Below are 18,242 nucleotides of genomic sequence, written 5' to 3' on the forward strand. Positions count from 1 at the left end.
GGCTTATTGTTTTTCTGTACAACGCCCGCCCAATCGGCATCCCTTCGCTTTCATGGCGTTTCGCAAAACGGGGGCTTTTTTCGAAATGGTCCTCCCGCATACGGATGTTGAAAGCATCATCGCGAGCGAAAACGGGCGATCATCGTTTCCAAATCGCGGGCTGCGGAGGCCAAGGCATCCGCTTCCCCCGCCAGTTCGTGAAGGGCGAGCGTTTGCCGCTCGAGCCCCGCCGCCGTCTCTTGCACCATATCGGAAAAATCGGCGGCGACCGCGCGCACGCCGCTCATCAGCCTGCCCAGTTGCTCGCCGTCGGCGGTGATGGTGTTGACGTGGGCTTCGTTTTGCTGGAGCAAGTCGTTCAGCTGGGAGAACATGCCCTGAAACGATGTGAACGTCTCGCCTGTTTTCCAAAGCGAGTCTTTTGTCGTTTCAACGTGGCGGCCGCTTCCTTGCACGGCCTGCACGGCGGCTTCCAACGCGCTCGTCATGTCGTCGAGCGAGGCGAAAATTTTGGCAGCGAAGGCGTTCGTATTTTCGGCGAGCGTCCGCACTTCTTGGGCGACGATCGAAAAGCCGCGGCCTGCTTCCCCTGCGCGCGCCGCCTCGATCGAAGCGTTTAGGGCGAGCAAGTTCGTTTGTTTGGCAATCGTGCGGATGGCGGCGATCATGTCATGGACGCGCGCCGCTTCTTTAGCCGCTTTGTCAATGAGAGCGGTCGTCTCACCGATGCCGCGCTGCATCGCATCCATGTTTGCCTTTGTTTCATCGATCAGGCGGATTCCTTCGGATGCGGATGACCAAGCCTGACCCGCCTGTGTGACGACGCGTTCCACCGCCGCACGCATGAGCTGCACGCGTTCCACCATCTGCCGGATGACGTCATCCGCTTGCTCGACGGCGGCTGTCTGTTGTTTCGTCCCTTCCCGGAACGTTTCAACCGCGGTGGCGATTTCATCAAACGATTCGGACAAACGGCGCATTTCCGCTTGCTGCTCATGGCTGACGTCATGCACCGTTTTTGCCGCTTTCGCCAGTTCGGCGATGATCGTGCGGATGCCGAGAATCATCTTATTGATTTCATAAGCGATTTGGTGAAATTCGTCCCGTTTCCCTGTCGTTTGAAGTTCCGCTTGCAATTGGCCGGAAGAAACGGTACGGGCAACGCTGTACCATTGGCGCAGCTGGGCGGTGAGCACCCGGTGCCAAACGGCGCTGAGCCCCACCCCGGCTGTTATGGCAAACAGCGCGGCCCAAATAGGCGGCGCCCCGGCGAGGGAAGAAGTCAGCCCAACCACCGCCGGGGTGATGGCGATGCCGGCTAGCACCCATTGCAAATACGGGCGGTGCATAAGACGGCCCATCCGCAGGTTAAGACGTTTTCCGCCCGGTTCGGTCCAAAGCGGACAGCTGGCGTCAATCAACACTTCGCCGGTATCCCGTTCGTACACTTGCAATAGCGGCTCATGCGTGCGGGCGGCGGCGAGCCCGACCGGGTCGGCAAACACTCTTCCCTCGCGGAGGCGATTCGTATGGACAAGCCCGTATCCGCTTTCATCGACGACCACAAAATATTCATCATGCCCGAGATGGTCGTCTAAAAAGGAGCGGATGCGGTCGAACTGCTCGGCAATGGGCCGCTTCGAATCCATCAACTGCCGCAGCGCTTCCGCCGTTTCCGTCACTTTTTTTAACGCCTGTCTTGCCCGGCGCCGTTTCGTCAGCCCCCTCATTTATGATTCTCCTTTTTCTAGTTTTTTGTCTATCTCCAATAATATATAGAATATTCCGTCCAATCAATAGGAAATGTGGGGATGCATAAAAATATTCGTTTATTGGAAGACTATGCCGTAAACGGAAAGGCGAGGGGATGGCCGTGGGCTTTTTATCATTTTTTAAAAAGAAAAAGCGCCCTCTGGAACAAACGATGCCGCAGCTATGGGAAAAACTCCGGCGGTCGAGCGATTTTGTTGAAGTGTCGTTTTCAGCTGGGGACAAGGAGCTATCGATTTGCTATTTCGATTCGCTCGTCGACCCGAAAGTGCTGCAAGAGCATGTTCTTTGCCATCTACAAACTGACCTTTCCCGCCATCCGGGTGTGCGGTTGGAAGATTTGCAACAAATCGTGCCGATTCAGCGGATCGAGGTGAGCGAAGATCCGGCGCTGATTGAAGAAAAAGTGTTAAAAGGATTCGTCGCTGTCAGCTTCCGGGAGCAGCCGGGCAAAGCGGCGCTGATCAGCGCGGCGAACGAAAACTTGGGGTTGCGGGAGAACAACGATTCGGAAAACGAGTTTAGCGTTGTCGGTCCGAAAGTCGGCTTTGTCGAAAATGTTGGGACGAACTTGCATCTCATGCGCCGGCAAATTGCAACGCCGAATCTTGTGTTTCGGGAAATGATGATCGGCTCAATGTCAAAAACGAAAGTCGTGATCGCATATATTGACGGCGTGGCGAATCCAGAAACGATCCAGACGGTGATGCAACGGGTTAAAGCCATTCATTTTGACATTGTGTTTGATAATGCGATCATAGACCAGCTAATCGCCGACAATTCGCGGACGCCGTTTCCGCTTTTCGTCTCTACCGAGCGGATTGACCGCGCCGTTTATGCGCTCGCATCGGGACAAGTTGCTGTTTTTTGCGACGGTTCACCGTATGCGGTGATCGGCCCTTCCACGTTTTTTGATTTTTTTACTTCACCGGAAGACTATTATTTGCCGTGGGTGCTCGGCTCGTTTTTCCGGCTCATCCGCTTTTTCGGCGTCATGTTTTCCATCTTAGCATCGCCGGTTTATGTGGCGGTATTGACGTATCATTATGAAATGATTCCGGAAGACCTGCTTGGCCCCATTATTTATTCACGTTCGAACGTGCCGTTTCCGCCGGTGCTCGAAGTGTTGTTTTTAGAGATTACGATTGAACTGCTGCGCGAAGCCGGGGCGCGGCTGCCGACGAAAGTTGCGCAAACGCTCGGGATCGTTGGCGGGATTGTGATCGGACAGGCGACGGTGGATGCCGGACTGGCAAGCACGATTTTGTTGATCGTCGTCGCCCTAGCGGCGCTCGCCTCGTTTACGACGCCGATTTTTAAAATGTCAAACACCATTCGGTTTATCCGGTTTCCGTTTATTTTGTTTGCCGCATGTTGGGGCGGGATTGGCATCATTTTTGCCGTCTGCGGACTGCTCATTCATTTAGGGCGGCTACAGTCGCTTGGTTATCCGTATTTAGTGCCGTTTTATCCGTTACGCCTGCGCAATTTCCGCGATACGTTCGTCCGCTCACCGTACAGCGCGACAGCGGAGCGGCCGACGCTTTTCCGCCCGCAGTCGCGGTTTCGCTATGACCCGGAAGACGCTAAGCAAAAACGCGATATTGACGAGTAAGGTGTGATGGGGATGAAGCGTTGGCTCGCATGTTTGGGGGGATTGTTGCTGCTCACCGGCTGCACGAGTTCACGGCCGATCGATGAAATTCAAATTATTCAACAGATGGGCTATGATTTCGAGGATGAGCATTATACCGGTACCGCCGTCTACCCGACGTTTAAACAAGGACCAATGACAAAGCCGAATCTGTTGACAACGTCATCGCCGACCGTCTACGATCTCATCCCGCGCCTGTCGGCAAAATCCCCATTGCCAATCGAGGAAGGACAGCTGCGGCTCATTTTATTCGGAAAGCGGTTTGCCGAACGGGGGATTGAACAAATTACACACAGCCTTGCGCGCAATAACAAAGTGGGCAGCGATTTGTTTCTCGGTGTAGCGGAGGGAAGTGCGAAGGAGCTGTTAGAAATTACGGCGAAGACGACATTGAGCGATACGTTGTATTTGCCGAACCTCGTTAGGCAAAATGAACAGTCAATGAATTTGCCAAAAACGAACTTGCATTTGTTTTTGTACCGTTATTTCTCCCCGGGGAGCGATCCGTTTTTACCGTATTTTGAAAAAAAAGGGGAGTTCGTCAAGTTAGAAGGGGTGGCGTTGTTTCGCGATGGCCGGTATGTCGGACGCGTGAGTTTGCGTGATTCTTTTTTGATGAAAATCTTGCTGGGCGAAACGAAAAACGGCGTCTATCAGCTAAAGATTGGGGAGCGCGGCAAACAAGGCGAAGATCGGGTCATGTTGCAAAACTTATGGGCCAAACCGACCTATGAATGGAGGCGGGACGGCGGCCGCCATGTGTTGGATGTTTCCGTCCATATTCACGCTTCCGTGAAAGATTACCCGTCATGGCTCGATAAACCGGGAGCCAATTTGTTTGCTGATGTAAAGGAGAAAATGGAAGAGGAATTGGAACGGAATATGCGTCGATTGTTTCACTATTTTCAGGAAAAACGTATTGATCCGCTTGGCATTGGCGACTTTGTCCGGAGTGTCACGAGACAGTGGGACCGTGAATCGTTTTACCATGAATATCCAGATTTAGAGATTCGTCCGCGTGTAACGGTGGATATTATTCATACGGGAATTGGCGAATAAGACGGGATCATGAGGAGGGATAACGGTGAAGCAGGCGATCGATGAACGGTTTCTCATCTCCCCGTTTCTCGTCTTTTTTGTCATCCATGCCACCCAAGTCGGCGTCGGGGCGCTTGGCTTCCAGCGGACGGTGATGAAAGAGGCGGGGCAAGATGCCTGGATGGCTGTATTGTTGGCCGGATTGGCTGCGCACGGGCTTATTTGGTTGATGTACCGTTTGCTTGCCTATGCCCCGTCCGGTGGTGATATTGTGTCGCTTCATAAGCATTATTTCGGGCGCTGGTTCGGCGGGGTGCTAAGCGCCGGGTTGCTCTTTTATTACGCCTTGGCCGCGTTCACGGTGCTTCAATCATATATTGAAATCATTAAAGTATGGGTGTTCCCTCTTATGGGAACATGGCAGTTCAGTTTGCTCTTTTTGGTGTTGACGTATTACGCGGTCTCTGGCGGATTTCGTGTCGTTGCCGGCTTATGCTTCTGGGGGGTTGTCATCCCGCTGTTGACGATTTTTCCTATGTTGTTTTTCCCGCTCGAGTATGCACAGTACCGGAACTTATTTCCGATGTTTGACCATTCGCCCATACAGCTGGCGCAAGCAGCAAACGATATGGCGCTTCAATATTTAGGATTTGAAATGCTGCTTGCGTACTATCCGTTTTTAAAAAACGCCTCGTCATCGCAAAAATGGGCTCATGCTGCCAACGCGCTGACGATGTTGATTTATTTGATCATCATGTTTATCTCCATCATTTTTTACAATAAAGAGCAAATCAAGCATATTACATGGCCGACATTGACGCTCGCCAAAATTCCGGAAGTGCCGTTTATTGAACGGATGGAGTATATTGTCATCTCCATCTATGTGCTTGTCGTATTTCCGATTATTACCGTTTCGGTTTGGGCGGCGACGCGCATTGTGAAACAATTGTTTGCTATTCAACAGCGACGCTCCCTTCCCGTCCTGCTCGCCTGTTTGTTTGTCGGTACGTTGTTTTTCGAAGAAAAAAGCGAAATGGAACGGCTGATGGAATGGACGGCCAACGTCGGTGTTTATCTCGTTGCCGGCTATATCCCGCTTTTGTATGTGTATGTGTGGGCGGCGGAAAAAGTGAAAAAGGCGCTACAACAAAAGCGGTAAGTGTGGTATAGTAAAGAGCGAGAACAGAAGAATCACAATTCCGTACACTTGTGCGGGAGAGGTTTCTAGCAAAACCCTCTATAAAAAACTAGGGACGGCTGTATCCTAGGGGGTATGGCCTTTTTTGTTTTGGAAACCTCTTCTTCTGTCCATTCAGAAGGAGGTTGGTCAAGGTGAAGATGAAGGAAGAAAAAGCGGTCGTCGTCTTCAGCGGCGGCCAAGACAGCACGACGTGTTTGTTTTGGGCAAAACAGCGGTTTGGCGAAGTGGAGGCGGTGACGTTTGATTATGGCCAGCGCCATCGCCGCGAAATTGATGTCGCTCAAGCGATCACTGCCGAGCTTGGCGTCCGCCATACGGTGCTCGATATGTCGCTGCTTGGGCAATTGGCGCCGAACGCCCTAACGCGCCGCGATATCGCCATCGAGCAAAAGGAAGGGGAGTTGCCGACCACGTTTGTCGATGGGCGCAACTTGTTGTTTTTCTCGTTTGCGGCGGTGCTCGCCAAACAACGGGGAGCGCGCCATTTGGTCACCGGAGTGTGCGAGACGGATTTCAGCGGTTACCCCGACTGCCGCGACATCTTTATGAAGTCGCTCAACGTCACACTGAACTTAGCCATGGATTATCAGTTTGTAATCCATACACCGCTCATGTGGCTGACAAAAGCGGAAACGTGGAAGCTTGCTGACGAGCTTGGGGCGCTTGAATTCGTCCGCACAAAGACGCTCACATGCTATAACGGCATCATCGCCGATGGCTGCGGCGAATGTCCGGCGTGCGTGCTGCGCAAGCGCGGGCTGGATGAGTATTTGCGGGAGAAAGCTGAGGTGGAGTCGCGATGATGCATCAGCTCTATCCTCAAGTTTGGCATGATTATCGGTATGAGTTGAACAAAGATATGCATATCGCCGCCGCCCATTTCATTCCGCATGAGGCGGCGGGGCGCTGCATGAATATGCACGGTCATACGTATATCGTCAATGTGACGATTGCCGGCGATGAGCTCGATGAAAGTGGATTTTTAGTCAATTTCCAAACGATCAAACAGCTTGTGCACGGAAAGCTGGATCATACGCTGCTCAATGACCATGCCGATTGCTTTGATGAAAACGACCCGAACCGGTTTCCGACGACGGAAGTGGTGGCGCGCACGATTTATGAAACGATTCAGCGCCATCTTGATACGTTGCCGCACAAGCCGAAATGCTTGCAAGTGTTTGTGCGCGAGACGCCGACGAGCTATGTCGTCTACCGGCCGAAAGCGGGGGGACGGTGATGGCGCGCACGATTCCGGTATTGGAGATTTTTGGGCCGACGATTCAAGGCGAGGGAATGGTGATCGGCCAAAAGACGATGTTCGTCCGCACGGCCGGCTGCGATTACCGTTGCCGTTGGTGCGACTCCGCCTTCACGTGGGACGGATCGGCCAAAGAAGAGATCGAACAGCTGACGGCGGAAGACATTTGGCGGCGGCTTGAGGTCCTTGGCGGCCGCCGCTTCCGCCATGTGACGATTTCAGGGGGCAACCCGCTTCTCATTGCCGCTCTTGGAGAACTTGTCAGCCTTCTTCATGAAAAAGGGGTGCGCGTCGCGGTTGAAACGCAAGGGAGCCGCTGGCAAGACTGGCTGCTCGATGTGGATGACGTCACCATTTCCCCGAAACCGCCAAGCTCGGGGATGGATACGGACTGGGCGGCGCTCGATCAACTCATCGGGCGGCTGCAGGCGGACCGAAGCAGGGCGCGGCGCGTCAGTTTGAAAGTCGTCGTGTTTGATGATGCCGACTTGGCGTACGCGAAAGAGGTGCACCGCCGCTACCCGGGCGTTCCGTTTTATTTGCAGACAGGCAACCAAGATGTGGCCGATGCGGATGTCGATGCGCTTCGCGCGAAGCTTCTTGCCCAGCTCGACTGGCTTGTCGGGCAAGCCGCCGAGTCGGAGGAGCTGGCTGATGTCTACGTCTTGCCGCAGCTGCACACGCTCCTTTGGGGAAACAAACGCGGCGTATAAAGCAGAGGCTCGGCGGCTCATTTTGCATGAATCAAAGGGAGGAATGAAGGAATGGCAGGGAGAAAAGACGAGGAATTGAAAGAGTTGACGCTGCTTGGCCATCAAGGGACAACGTATTCGTTTACGTACGATCCCAACCTTCTTGAAGTGTTTGACAACAAACATCCTGACCGGGATTATTTCGTGAAGTTCAATTGCCCGGAGTTCACATCGCTATGTCCCAAAACCGGTCAGCCGGACTTCGCGACGATTTACATCAGCTACATTCCGGACAAAAAATGCGTCGAAAGCAAATCGTTGAAATTGTATTTGTTCAGCTTCCGCAACCACGGCGATTTTCATGAAGACTGCGTCAACATCATCATGAACGACTTAATCAAAGTCATGGAGCCGCGCTATATCGAAGTATGGGGCAAATTCACCCCGCGCGGCGGCATTTCGATCGACCCGTATTGCAACTGGGGGCGCCCCGGGACAAAATACGAAAACATGGCTGAATACCGGCTGCTCAATCACGACTTGTACCCGGAAAACATCGACAACCGCTGAAGACGGCAAAAAAAGAGGTAGTTTTTTCGCCAAAACTCATATATAATGAACAATGAATTTTTTGCCTTGGAGGTTTTGGCGTTGGAGCGAAGAACAGCTCTTTTGCTTGGAGCGAGCGGTTTGGTCGGCGGCGAGCTGCTCGGGTTGTTGCTTGAGTCGGATTTGTACCGGCAAGTCACCATTTTCGTCCGCACCCCGCTGCCGATCGAGCATGAAAAACTGCAGCAAGTCGTCGCCGATTTTGCGCGGCTTGAGTCGTATGAACGGTATTTTTACGTGGATGACGTCTTTTGCTGCCTCGGAACGACGCGCAAAAAGGCGAAAACAAGGCAGCAGTTCATTCAAGTCGACTATGAATATACGCTGCGCGCTGCGGCGCTGGCGGAAAAGTGCCGCGCGAAAAGCTTTCTGACCGTCTCCTCGATCGGCGCCAACCCGTGTTCGCTATTTTTTTACCAGCGCGTCAAAGGGGAAACGGAAGAGGCGCTGCAGCGGCTTTCCATTCCGTCGCTCCATATTTTTCGTCCGTCGCTGCTTATCGGCAAGCGTCGGGAGTTCCGTTTCGGCGAGACGCTCGCCGGATGGCTGTTATGCCGGCTGCCGTTTTTGTTTGTCGGCAAGTGGAAAAAATATAAGCCGGTTGATGCCAGACAGCTGGCTTTGGCCATGTTTTACCGGGCGGCGTCAGCGGCGAACGGTATCCACATATATGAATGCGATGAACTGGCCCGTATTTCATAAACAAAAAAAGAGGCTCCCGGCAGCCTCTTTTTTCTATTCAACAATTTTGTAATTTTTATGATTGACCACCGTTCGCTCTTGCAAGTCGAGCTCACGGTAGTTTTCCATATATGTTAAATCGACGATAACCGAGTTTTCATTCACTTTTTCCACAATGCCGCGCAATCCATTTTTAAATTCAATAATATCCCCGACTTTTGCTTTTTTATTAATCATCATCATTCCCCTTTTTCATCGTCTTTTGTTCTAGTTTGCCTTATTTCCCGTTGTAAGTAAAGGGGTTTCTTTCCTAAAATTTAAAAAACAAGGAGCGAAGTCGCCCCTTGCTTTCGTTTACTTGGCAAACACATGGTTGCCGATGACAACGGTCACCGGACGAGAGCGCAGCTAGTTGCTTTTCGCCGTTTTCGGATTATAGAAATAGAGCGAGCCGTTTCCTAAACCGCGAAAAGCAAGTGCTTCTTCAACGGCGCGATATGCCTCACGATCGGCCGGTTCGTTGATCGTTCCGTTTGCCACCGGTGTGAAGGCATAATGGCCGCCAGAGCGCTCATAAATCACTTCGCGAATGGTGTCCGGAAAATCAGGATGATCGACGCGGTTGAGCACGACCGTCGCCACAGCCACTTTCCCGGCATACGGTTCTCCCTTCGCTTCGGCATGAACAAGGCGGGCCAGCAACTCTTTTTCCGCCGCTGTAATGCCGGCATTCGGGATGATGAGTGTTTCCCCAGGATAGAGCAAATCACCTTTGCGATTTTTTTGTTTTAGCTGTTTTAGCGGCACACCGTATTGTTTCGCGATTTTCCAAAGCGTGTCGCCGCGTTTGACCGTATGGACCGTTGCGGCATCAGCGTGGCCGGCAAAGAAAAACATTCCGCACAATATCGCCATCATCCATGCTTTTCTTTTTTTCATTCACATCCCTCCTCTCGTAAACTCGCTACTAGAGTAACAAGGATGAGGTGGTTATTCATTATCTAAATGTTGGAAAAACGCATGAAGCGTTGATACAGCTAGTTTTATAGAGAGGATGGAAATTTCTCCGCGAAAAAAAACATCCGACTTTCAGACCGGAAAGTCGGATCGGCAACGATGGAAAACAGAAGCTCAGCTGCGCGGGGTATCCATGTAATGGTAGAGGACGTGACCGCCGCGTTGGGCGATGCCGCGAAACTGTTTAAAGTCGGGCTGTTTGACGAGCACGGCCCGAAACGTGAGGAAGTCCTCTTTTTTTACTAACAGCTCGGCTATGGCACCGTTGCGCAGTTCGGTGATTTGTTTGGTTGCTAATGCTTCGTCCATCCGATTCCCTCCCAGCGTCCATGTGAGGTTGCTGCTGTTATTTATCATAGCGCAACCGGCGTTTAGGATAAATACCTATATTTTGGCCGGGCAAACACCCTTTGCTTGTTCCGACATACAATATGGGTGGGTACGCGCCCCGACAACTATGAGCGAGAAAGGGAGAGGACAATGAATCATTGGGACCCTCATATGAATGATCCGTTTCTGAACGCCTCAAGCCAAGGCGACGAGGCCGGGCGAATGGACAATAATGCACCGCCGATGGCGCCAATGCCGGCAGCAATGCCGACGGGGGTGATGCCGACAGCGTATTACCCGCCGGTGACTCCTTATGGCTACTGGTGTCCGCCAGCCGCGCCGATGGCTCCTTTAGTCAGCCCGGCCCACCTTGACAGTCCAGACGGATTTGACAGTCCGGATGGATTTGACAGCCTGGACAGCTCTGATATGATGCCCCCGGCACCGCCGCTTGGCTTGGGAGCAGTGCCGAATGTGGCTCCAACCTTCGCCTGGCCGATGGGAGGGGAAGAAAATGCACCGCCGCTGCCCGCTGACGGTGCTGTCGCTCCATACGATATGGCAGCTCCTTATGCAGGGGCGGGAGCCGCTGTTGCCGGTATGGCGCCCGGCGTCGTTCCTAGTGCGCTGCCGACGATGGGTGTTACGCCCGGTGTTGCCCCTGGCATCGCCCCCGGCGCTGTTCCGTATCCCCCGATGTACTATCACTATCCGCCGGCTGCGCCGCTGCCATACGCCCCAGCGGCACCGTATGGTTATTCTGCTGCACCACTGCCGTCGTATTATGGCGGGGTGGCTCCATATGTGCCCGGCTTTCCGGCACCGTACGGCCCATATCGGTAAACCGCCAACAAGACCGCTTCCACGCGGTCTTTTTTCATGTTCCATAGGGGGCGAGCCTGGCATAGAGGCTCACCGGCTTGCCAGGCGGCCGCTGCTCGTACGGGCGCCAGCATCAACCGCATTGTTCCCAACGCCCCCTTATTGCGGCATATATATGTTCCGGCTGCTGGCAATGGTATAATAAGGAACGTAGTTTTTCCCTCAAGATAGGGATGAGAAGACGAGGTTGGAGAAAAGAAAGGAGAAGAGGCAAATGGGCATGGAGCGGAAAACAGTGATTGTCACCGGTGGAGCGAACGGCATCGGCAAGGCGGTCTCCGCGATGTTTGCCAAACAAGGCGCGAATGTGGCCATCGTGGATCGGGATGAAAAAAAAGGGGAAGCGTTTGCCGAACAGTTGCGGGCGGACGGACGACATGCCATATTTGTGGCGGCTGATGTCCGGGAAGTGAGCGACATCGAACGGTTTGTGAACGAAACAGTCAGCCGTTTTGGCCGCATCGACTATCTGATTAATAACGCCGGCGTTTCGCGTTGGAAATCGCCGTACGAGCTGACAGTGGACGAGTGGGATGATGTGTTGGCGACAAATTTACGCAGCGCCTTTTTGGCTTCACGGGAGGTGGCGAAACATATGCGTCGCAGCGGTAGAGGTGGGGCGATCGTGAATATCGCCTCGACAAGGGCGCTCATGTCCGAGCCGAATTCAGAGGCGTACGCGGCATCCAAAGGCGGCCTCGTCGCTCTCACCCATGCGCTGGCCGTGTCGCTTTCCGCCGATCGCATTCGCGTCAACTGCATCAGCCCCGGTTGGATTGAAACGGGCGATTACGGAAAATTGCGGGATATCGACCACGAGCAGCATCCGGCCGGCCGCGTCGGCAAACCGGATGATATCGCCCGTGCCTGCCTTTATTTATGCGATGAGGAAAACGATTTTGTGACCGGAGTGAATCTTGTCATTGACGGGGGGATGACGAGGAAAATGATTTATATTGAGTAGGTGGCAAACATTTGGTAAAATAAATGAAATAGAGACGGCTTTGCAGCAAAGGTGGGAGTCAATGATGAAAATCCGTAAAACGCCGCTAGTAGACGGACAAGCTCCAGCCTATGTATATATTTACGAAAACCGAAAAGAGGAATATGTCGTGCTGGCCATTCCGGCGCTCGAGTGGTCATTTTCGTTCTCTTATGAGGAGGAAGCAGAGGCAGTGGCACAGCGGCTCGGGATGTCGCTGCAAAAGCGGATCAGGCATGAACGCGCTGCCGTGCTGGCCGACCGATTGCTCGGGTGGGCGCGTGAAATGTAACCAGGCGGACGGCGCGGCCGCCACTGACTTTGCATGTTAGGGGTTCGATGACAAAGTGTTAAACAAATCAAAAGTCATGGCAAGTTACATTGTATGCAGTGTTTTATGGGTAACTTTGACCGACGCCCTGCTCAATGTGCTGCCGGTCAGCCGCGGCGTGTACGTTGCGCTTAGCGCCGCCAAAGGAACAATCTTTATTTTGCTGTCGGTCGTGTTTTTGTACCAGCTGTTAAAAAAGCGTGAACAGCTTGAGAAAGCGGAAGAAAATGAGCAGCAGCTGTTAACGCTCATTAACTCGATGCCCGACTTTGTTTGTTTTAAAGACAGTGAAGGGCGTTGGCTTCGCGTCAATGATTTTGGCCGGCGGCTCTACCATCTCGAGCATATTGACTATGTCGGAAAAACGGATCGCGAGCTAGGTGAACTCGTGCCGTTTTTTAAAGCAGCGTTTGAGCAGTGCATCGAATCGGACCGCGAAGCGTGGGAAAGTGGGACGTTAACCCGGCGTGAGGAGTCGTTCGAGACGCTCGAGGGGGAATTGAAGACGTTTGACGTCATTAAAGTGCCGCTGTTTGAGGAAAACGGCGCGCGCAAAGGATTGTTGACGATCGGCCGCGACATTACTCAACAAAAGCTTACCGAGGAGCTGCTGCTGAAAAAGGAGAAGCTATCGGTGCTCGGAGAGCTGGCCGCCGGCATTGCCCATGAAATTCGCAATCCGCTCACATCAATGAAAGGCTTTATGCAAATGATGCAAGAAACGCGCGAAGTGAATGAGGATCACGTGCGCATTATGCTGAGTGAGCTTGGCCGCGTCAACCAAATCGTCAGCGAGCTGCTTGTACTTGCCAAGCCGCAAAGCCATGATTACCGGCTGTTTTTGTTGGGTGAGGCCATCTCGTATGTCATTAGTTTGATCGGCCATGAGGCCACATTAAATAACGTTTCCATCTCCGTCCATAACAACGCGCCAAAAGCCTGTGTGTACGGCGATCAAAACCAAATTGTTCAAGTGCTTTTAAACGTGATGAAAAACGCCATTGAAGCAATGCCAGACGGCGGGAGCTTATATGTCCGTGTTTCTGAAGCCGAAGGCCTGATCCGCTTGGATATTGTCGACACGGGTATCGGCATTTCGAAAGAGCGGTTACAAAAGATCGGTGAACCGTTTTTTACCTTGAAGGAAAAAGGGATGGGGCTCGGACTGACAACAAGCATGAAAATTGTTCAGGAACATAAAGGAATCATGCAGATTGAGAGTGAAGTCGGGAAGGGAACGGTCGTCCATTTGACGTTTCCGTCCGGCTATGCGTTTGCCGACGCGAATGGCCGGCAGAAGGTGCCATCATGAAAACAGGCGTCCCCGCATGGTGCGGGGATGCCTGTTTTGCTATTGACCCCCTGTGTCGACACGGCCTCGAAAGGCTGACGGATTACATGATGGGCGAGAGCGGTTGCCTTGCCGATTGTAATAGACGGCGTCGGTACATAGTAGTTCGAAATGCGTCCCTCGTTTTTGTTGTTGTATTTTTCCTGCTTGGAAAGTAGCTTTGCCCGGTTTCGGATGGTTGCTCCGCTGTGTGCGGCTGCAGCGGCCAAACGGCGAGGGGGGGGTTGGGTCAGCTCCGCTGTCGTTATGAGCGGTTTTTCTTCGCTTGTTTTGCTGTATCAATGCTATCTTTGGCCATTTCTGCTTCCGCCTTTGAAACGGTCGGATTGGCCACCTCTTGGCTGACTTTGTTTTGTCTTCCCTTTTTTGACATGTTTTCTCCTCCTTTCCTTCTATAACTTATCGCCGGCCGTACACACGCAAAATGTGATTTAACTCCCCGCTATGTTTGGTCGGGATTTGATGGCGGGCCCGGTCGATCAACACGATGTTGGCATGCGGCACATAGTGGCGGAACATAGCGATATAGGCATGGATGTAACGGTCACGCGCTCCGTAAATGAGCAGCAAAGGCAAGCGGAGGGAAGCCAGCTGCTCTGTGCAGCAGTAGACAAGCCCGGCCCGGTAAGTTGTGTCTAAATCTTGTTTGTCAGCCAGCCGGACGTACTGTTTGAACAGCTTCCGTTCGCGTCGGTTCGTTCCATGTCCGATGGCAAGCGCCGAGGAGAGCAAAGAGAAGGCCCCAAGTTTGGAAGCCAAAATGCCAAGCCAAAACTCACCGTACAAAAGCGGGGTGCATACTTCAGGAAACCCGCCGATCAAAACGAGCTGTTCGACGTGCTGCGGGTAGCGAAGCGCAAACTCGAGCGCAATCGACCCGCCGTTCGAATAGCCGCAAATGATGGCGCGCCTGACGCCAAGGGAGCGGAGCAATATGGAAACGTCGTCCGCGAGCAGCGGCACGGTAATCGGTATATCTGACGGACTGCTTCTCCCATTTCCGCGCATATCGTACAAAATAAGACGAAAATGGCGTGCGAGCGGCTCCTGCTGGCGAAAAATGATATGTCCCAGCCCCGGAGGGTGGATGAACAAAAGCGGTGGCCCTTCCCCTTTTTCCTCATAATAAAGACGGACGCGCTCATTAATGGAAACGTATGGCATATAAATCCCCCCTCTCTTGGCTTGGCCTCTATAGTATGGAAAGAAGGACAATATCCCATCCAAAAAAACGCCATCTTTTTTCATTGAGCAGGACGGTGTTTCCGGTTTATAATTAGTCGCGTAATGAATAACGGGCAAGCGTCACGGAAAGGAGGGAGCTTGATGGAACAGTCGTTTCGTGTAGAAAAGGCGCTCAATAACAATGTGTTAATCGCTTCCCATCCAGCGTATGGCGAAGTCGTCCTGCTTGGCAAAGGAATCGGCTTCGGCAAAAAAAAGGGGGACGAAATTGCTGAGAGCGCTGTTGAAAAGTGCTTTGTTCTCAAAAATGAACGTGAACAAGAGCAATACAAAAAACTGCTCCCTGAATTGAGCGAAGAGTTTATCGCCCTTATGAACGAGGTGATTCAACATATTAAGCAGCGCGTCGGCGTGCCATTAAACGAGCACATCCACGTCGCGCTGACCGATCATATCGCGTTTACGCTAAAGCGGCTTGAGCAAGGATTGGACGTCAAAAACCCGTTTTTGGCCGAGACGAAAAGTTTGTACCCGCTTGAGTATAAAATCGCGGCTGAAGTCGCCGGGCTGATTGGCGATAAGCTCGGGGTCGCACTGCCGGAGGGGGAGGCTGGCTTCATCGCCCTTCACATTCATAGCGCCATTTCAAAACAAAGCTTGTCGGAAGCGAATCAATATTCCCAGCTTATCGCGAAGCTCGTCGGGATTGTCGAACGGCAACTTGGCATCGACATCGATCGTGAGAGCATTCACTATTTGCGTTTCGTCCGTCATTTGCGCTATGCGATCGATCGACTGAAGAAAGGCGAAAAAGTCGAAGAACCAAAAAATTTGTCGAAAATCTTGAAAGAGGCTTATCCGCTATGCTATAATCTAGCATGGAAGTTAGTTAAAGTCATGCAGCAAACGCTTCATCTGCCGGCTGACGACGCCGAGGCAGTCTATTTGACGCTGCATTTGCAGCGGTTAGCGGAAAAAAAGAGCGGCACAACTATATAACACTGTCTCGCTTTACGTGTTACTGATTCGATCAGGCATGAGTAAAGAGGGCGAAATAGAGCGGCAACAACCGAGAATTCGCATTCGGGTTGTTGTAAGCGTTCTTTTTGTCTCTCTTTATTCATGCCTTTTTTATTGCTGGCGGTTTGTCTGAAAAATGATCGCCTGCCCATTTTCAGTACATGAATCCGCTGTTTGCTGCAAAACTTAAGAAAAGGAAACTAAAGGAGGTCGTAAAGATGAAACGAGCGTTTGGCACGCTGCAAAAAGTCGGGAAAGCGCTCATGCTTCCGGTAGCTCTCTTGCCGGCGGCGGGGATTTTGTTGGCGCTTGGCAACGCCTTGAAAAACCCGGCGCTCACCGACAAAGTCCCGGCCTTAAAAGCCGACTGGGTCGTGCTCGTCTCAAACGTCATGGAGCAGGCGGGCGGCATTGTTTTCGCCAACTTGTCGCTCTTATTCGCGGTTGGTGTCGCCATCGGCCTGGCGGGCGGGGACGGAGTTGCCGGTTTGGCGGCGATCATCGGCTACTTAATTATGAACGTCACGATGGGTGTCGTTTTAGGCGTGACGGCCGATATGGTCGGCGCGAATCCGTCGTTTGCCAACATTCTTGGCATTCCGACGCTGCAAACCGGCGTTTTTGGCGGGATTATCGTCGGGATTTTGGCAGCGTATATGTATAACAAATACTTCAACATTGAATTGCCGCAATATCTCGGCTTTTTTGCCGGCAAGCGGTTCGTGCCAATCATCACGGCTGTATCTGCGGTCGCGCTAGGCATTATTATGACGTTTATTTGGCCGCCGATCCAACAAGGGCTCAATGCGTTCTCGCACAATATGATTGATGCGAACAGAACGGTTGCGGCGTTCATTTTTGGTGTTATCGAGCGGGCGTTGATCCCGTTTGGCCTCCATCATATTTTTTATTCACCGTTTTGGTATGAGTTTGGTGAATACGTCAATAAGGCCGGACAAATTGTGCGCGGCGACCAAAAAATCTTTTTTGAGCAGCTGAAAGACGGCGTCGAGCTGACGGCCGGCACGTTTATGACCGGAAAGTTTCCGTTTATGATGTTCGGCCTTCCGGCGGCAGCGCTCGCGATTTACCATGAGGCGCGCCCGGAAAACAAAAAAGTGGTCGCCGGCATTATGGGCTCAGCAGCGTTGACGTCGTTTTTAACGGGGATTACGGAGCCGATCGAGTTTTCGTTTTTGTTCGTCGCGCCGGCGTTGTTTGCCATTCACTGCGTCTTTGCCGGGCTGTCGTTTATGATGATGCATTTGTTAAACGTCAAAATCGGGATGACGTTCTCCGGTGGGGTCATTGACTTTTTGCTGTTTGGCGTGTTGCCGAACCGGACGGCGTGGTGGCTCGTCATTCCAGTCGGCTTAGCATTTGCTGTCATTTATTACTTTGGGTTCCGTTTTGCGATTCGCAAGTGGGATTTGGCGACTCCGGGCCGCGAAAAAACGGTCGATGAAACGCCAAAAGCGGAGGCGGCCGCCGGCGATTTACCGTATGAAGTGCTCGCCGCTCTCGGCGGAAAGGAAAATATCGAACATTTGGATGCGTGCATTACGCGCTTGCGCGTGTCAGTCCGCGACATTGGTGAAGTCGACAAAGGCCGGCTGAAGGAGCTCGGCGCCGCCGGTGTGCTCGAAGTGGGCAACAACGTGCAAGCGATCTTCGGTCCGAAATCGGACATTCTTAAAGGGCAAATTCATGATATTATGCAAGGAAAAGCGCCGGCAAAAGTGAAAGAAGAGTCGAGGGAAGCAGCGCCGGCTGCAGCCGGGGTGGAAACGGTCGCTTCTCCGCTTGCCGGAGAAATCGTTCCGCTTTCCGATGTGCCGGACCAAGTATTTTCGCAAAAAATGATGGGCGACGGCTTCGCTGTTATGCCGACGGAGGGTACAGTCGTCTCTCCTGTCGACGGAAAGATCATCAACGTGTTCCCGACAAAGCATGCCATTGGCATTCAGTCGGCTGGCGGGCGCGAAATTTTGATCCACGTCGGCATTGATACGGTGAAGCTGAACGGTGAAGGGTTTGAAGCACTCGTAAAAGAGGGCGATGAGGTGAAAAAGGGACAGCCGATTTTGCGTGTTGATCTCGATTATGTAAAAAACAACGCACCATCCATTGTGACGCCGGTCATTTTCACGAACTTGCAAGCCGGCGAGACGGTGCGTGTGAAAAAGCAAGGCGCGGTCGCCCAAGGTGAAAACGGCGTCGTCGAAATCGGCTGACCGCCGC

Annotated in this window: 20 protein-coding genes; 14 read left to right on the top strand and 6 right to left on the bottom strand. The window is 52.5% G+C overall.

Annotated elements, in window-relative coordinates; all coding sequences use genetic code 11:
• Nucleotides 1–116 precede the first annotated feature (116 nt).
• Nucleotides 117–1,730, bottom strand: a complete 1,614-nt coding sequence (locus M493_RS04590; RefSeq protein ID WP_020959120.1) for a methyl-accepting chemotaxis protein — start codon at nucleotides 1,728–1,730, stop codon at nucleotides 117–119.
• 143 nt (nucleotides 1,731–1,873) lie between these two features.
• On the opposite strand from M493_RS04590, the gene M493_RS04595 reads away from it, so the two are divergent.
• The 8 genes from M493_RS04595 to M493_RS04630 all read left to right on the top strand — a co-directional run bounded on the left by M493_RS04595 (nucleotide 1,874) and on the right by M493_RS04630 (nucleotide 8,924).
• A complete protein-coding gene (locus M493_RS04595; RefSeq protein ID WP_020959121.1) occupies nucleotides 1,874–3,385 on the top strand; it encodes a spore germination protein in 1,512 nt (503 codons plus the stop codon).
• A gap of 12 nt (nucleotides 3,386–3,397) precedes the next feature.
• On the top strand, nucleotides 3,398–4,483 hold the full coding sequence (locus M493_RS04600) for a Ger(x)C family spore germination protein (protein WP_020959122.1): 1,086 nt from the start codon (nucleotides 3,398–3,400) through the stop codon (nucleotides 4,481–4,483).
• Nucleotides 4,484–4,508: 25 nt separating this feature from the next.
• A complete protein-coding gene (locus M493_RS04605; protein WP_020959123.1) occupies nucleotides 4,509–5,621 on the top strand; it encodes a GerAB/ArcD/ProY family transporter in 1,113 nt (370 codons plus the stop codon).
• A gap of 179 nt (nucleotides 5,622–5,800) precedes the next feature.
• Nucleotides 5,801–6,466 carry a 7-cyano-7-deazaguanine synthase QueC gene (gene queC, locus M493_RS04610; protein WP_041267863.1) on the top strand — a complete coding sequence of 222 codons (666 nt, stop codon included), beginning with the start codon at nucleotides 5,801–5,803 and terminating at the stop codon, nucleotides 6,464–6,466.
• Nucleotides 6,463–6,900 (top strand): 6-carboxytetrahydropterin synthase QueD, encoded by a 438-nt coding sequence (gene queD, locus M493_RS04615; RefSeq protein ID WP_020959125.1) that lies wholly within the window; start codon nucleotides 6,463–6,465, stop codon nucleotides 6,898–6,900. Before queC ends, queD begins: the two co-directional genes overlap by 4 nt.
• Nucleotides 6,900–7,634: a 7-carboxy-7-deazaguanine synthase QueE gene (gene queE, locus M493_RS04620; RefSeq protein ID WP_020959126.1), complete on the top strand. Its 735-nt coding sequence runs from the start codon at nucleotides 6,900–6,902 to the stop codon at nucleotides 7,632–7,634. Before queD ends, queE begins: the two co-directional genes overlap by 1 nt.
• 51 nt (nucleotides 7,635–7,685) lie before the next feature.
• A complete protein-coding gene (gene queF, locus M493_RS04625; RefSeq protein ID WP_020959127.1) occupies nucleotides 7,686–8,183 on the top strand; it encodes a preQ(1) synthase in 498 nt (165 codons plus the stop codon).
• 45 nt (nucleotides 8,184–8,228) lie between these two features.
• Nucleotides 8,229–8,924 carry an NAD(P)H-binding protein gene (locus M493_RS04630; RefSeq protein WP_020959128.1) on the top strand — a complete coding sequence of 232 codons (696 nt, stop codon included), beginning with the start codon at nucleotides 8,229–8,231 and terminating at the stop codon, nucleotides 8,922–8,924.
• Between the two features lie 33 nt (nucleotides 8,925–8,957).
• Here M493_RS04630 and M493_RS04635 read toward each other — a convergent pair whose 3' ends face one another.
• From M493_RS04635 to M493_RS04645, 3 genes are all read right to left on the bottom strand, one after another.
• Entirely contained in the window at nucleotides 8,958–9,140 is a 183-nt protein-coding gene (locus tag M493_RS04635) for a YkvS family protein (RefSeq protein WP_020959129.1), read from the bottom strand.
• Between the two features lie 171 nt (nucleotides 9,141–9,311).
• Nucleotides 9,312–9,842 carry a cell wall hydrolase gene (locus M493_RS04640; protein WP_020959130.1) on the bottom strand — a complete coding sequence of 177 codons (531 nt, stop codon included), beginning with the start codon at nucleotides 9,840–9,842 and terminating at the stop codon, nucleotides 9,312–9,314.
• A gap of 192 nt (nucleotides 9,843–10,034) precedes the next feature.
• A complete protein-coding gene (locus tag M493_RS04645) occupies nucleotides 10,035–10,229 on the bottom strand; it encodes a hypothetical protein (protein WP_020959131.1) in 195 nt (64 codons plus the stop codon).
• Between the two features lie 171 nt (nucleotides 10,230–10,400).
• Between M493_RS04645 and M493_RS04650 the strand changes: the two genes are divergently transcribed.
• The 4 genes from M493_RS04650 to M493_RS04665 all read left to right on the top strand — a co-directional run bounded on the left by M493_RS04650 (nucleotide 10,401) and on the right by M493_RS04665 (nucleotide 13,757).
• Nucleotides 10,401–11,093: a hypothetical protein gene (locus M493_RS04650; protein WP_020959132.1), complete on the top strand. Its 693-nt coding sequence runs from the start codon at nucleotides 10,401–10,403 to the stop codon at nucleotides 11,091–11,093.
• A 253-nt stretch (nucleotides 11,094–11,346) separates the two neighbouring features.
• Nucleotides 11,347–12,096, top strand: a complete 750-nt coding sequence (locus M493_RS04655) for an SDR family NAD(P)-dependent oxidoreductase (RefSeq protein WP_020959133.1) — start codon at nucleotides 11,347–11,349, stop codon at nucleotides 12,094–12,096.
• Nucleotides 12,097–12,160: 64 nt separating this feature from the next.
• Nucleotides 12,161–12,406: a YueH family protein gene (locus M493_RS04660; RefSeq protein WP_023817537.1), complete on the top strand. Its 246-nt coding sequence runs from the start codon at nucleotides 12,161–12,163 to the stop codon at nucleotides 12,404–12,406.
• Nucleotides 12,407–12,461: 55 nt separating this feature from the next.
• Nucleotides 12,462–13,757 carry an ATP-binding protein gene (locus M493_RS04665; protein ID WP_020959135.1) on the top strand — a complete coding sequence of 432 codons (1,296 nt, stop codon included), beginning with the start codon at nucleotides 12,462–12,464 and terminating at the stop codon, nucleotides 13,755–13,757.
• A gap of 283 nt (nucleotides 13,758–14,040) precedes the next feature.
• On the opposite strand, the gene M493_RS18950 is transcribed toward M493_RS04665, so the two are convergent.
• Entirely contained in the window at nucleotides 14,041–14,169 is a 129-nt protein-coding gene (locus tag M493_RS18950; RefSeq protein WP_008878800.1) for a hypothetical protein, read from the bottom strand.
• A 26-nt stretch (nucleotides 14,170–14,195) separates the two neighbouring features.
• The gene (locus tag M493_RS04675; protein WP_020959137.1) at nucleotides 14,196–14,960 is read right to left on the bottom strand and encodes an alpha/beta fold hydrolase; all 765 of its coding nucleotides are present in this window, start codon (nucleotides 14,958–14,960) and stop codon (nucleotides 14,196–14,198) included.
• Between the two features lie 162 nt (nucleotides 14,961–15,122).
• Between M493_RS04675 and glcT the strand changes: the two genes are divergently transcribed.
• Together glcT and ptsG are read left to right on the top strand one after the other, a co-directional pair.
• Nucleotides 15,123–15,980 carry a glucose PTS transporter transcription antiterminator GlcT gene (gene glcT / locus M493_RS04680; RefSeq protein WP_020959138.1) on the top strand — a complete coding sequence of 286 codons (858 nt, stop codon included), beginning with the start codon at nucleotides 15,123–15,125 and terminating at the stop codon, nucleotides 15,978–15,980.
• A gap of 239 nt (nucleotides 15,981–16,219) precedes the next feature.
• Nucleotides 16,220–18,235, top strand: coding sequence for a glucose-specific PTS transporter subunit IIBC (gene ptsG, locus M493_RS04685; RefSeq protein WP_020959139.1), 2,016 nt, complete (start codon nucleotides 16,220–16,222; stop codon nucleotides 18,233–18,235).
• The last annotated feature ends 7 nt before the right edge of the window (nucleotides 18,236–18,242 follow it).

The sequence above is a fragment of the Geobacillus genomosp. 3 genome (genome assembly GCF_000445995.2).
Lineage (GTDB): Bacteria > Bacillota > Bacilli > Bacillales > Anoxybacillaceae > Geobacillus.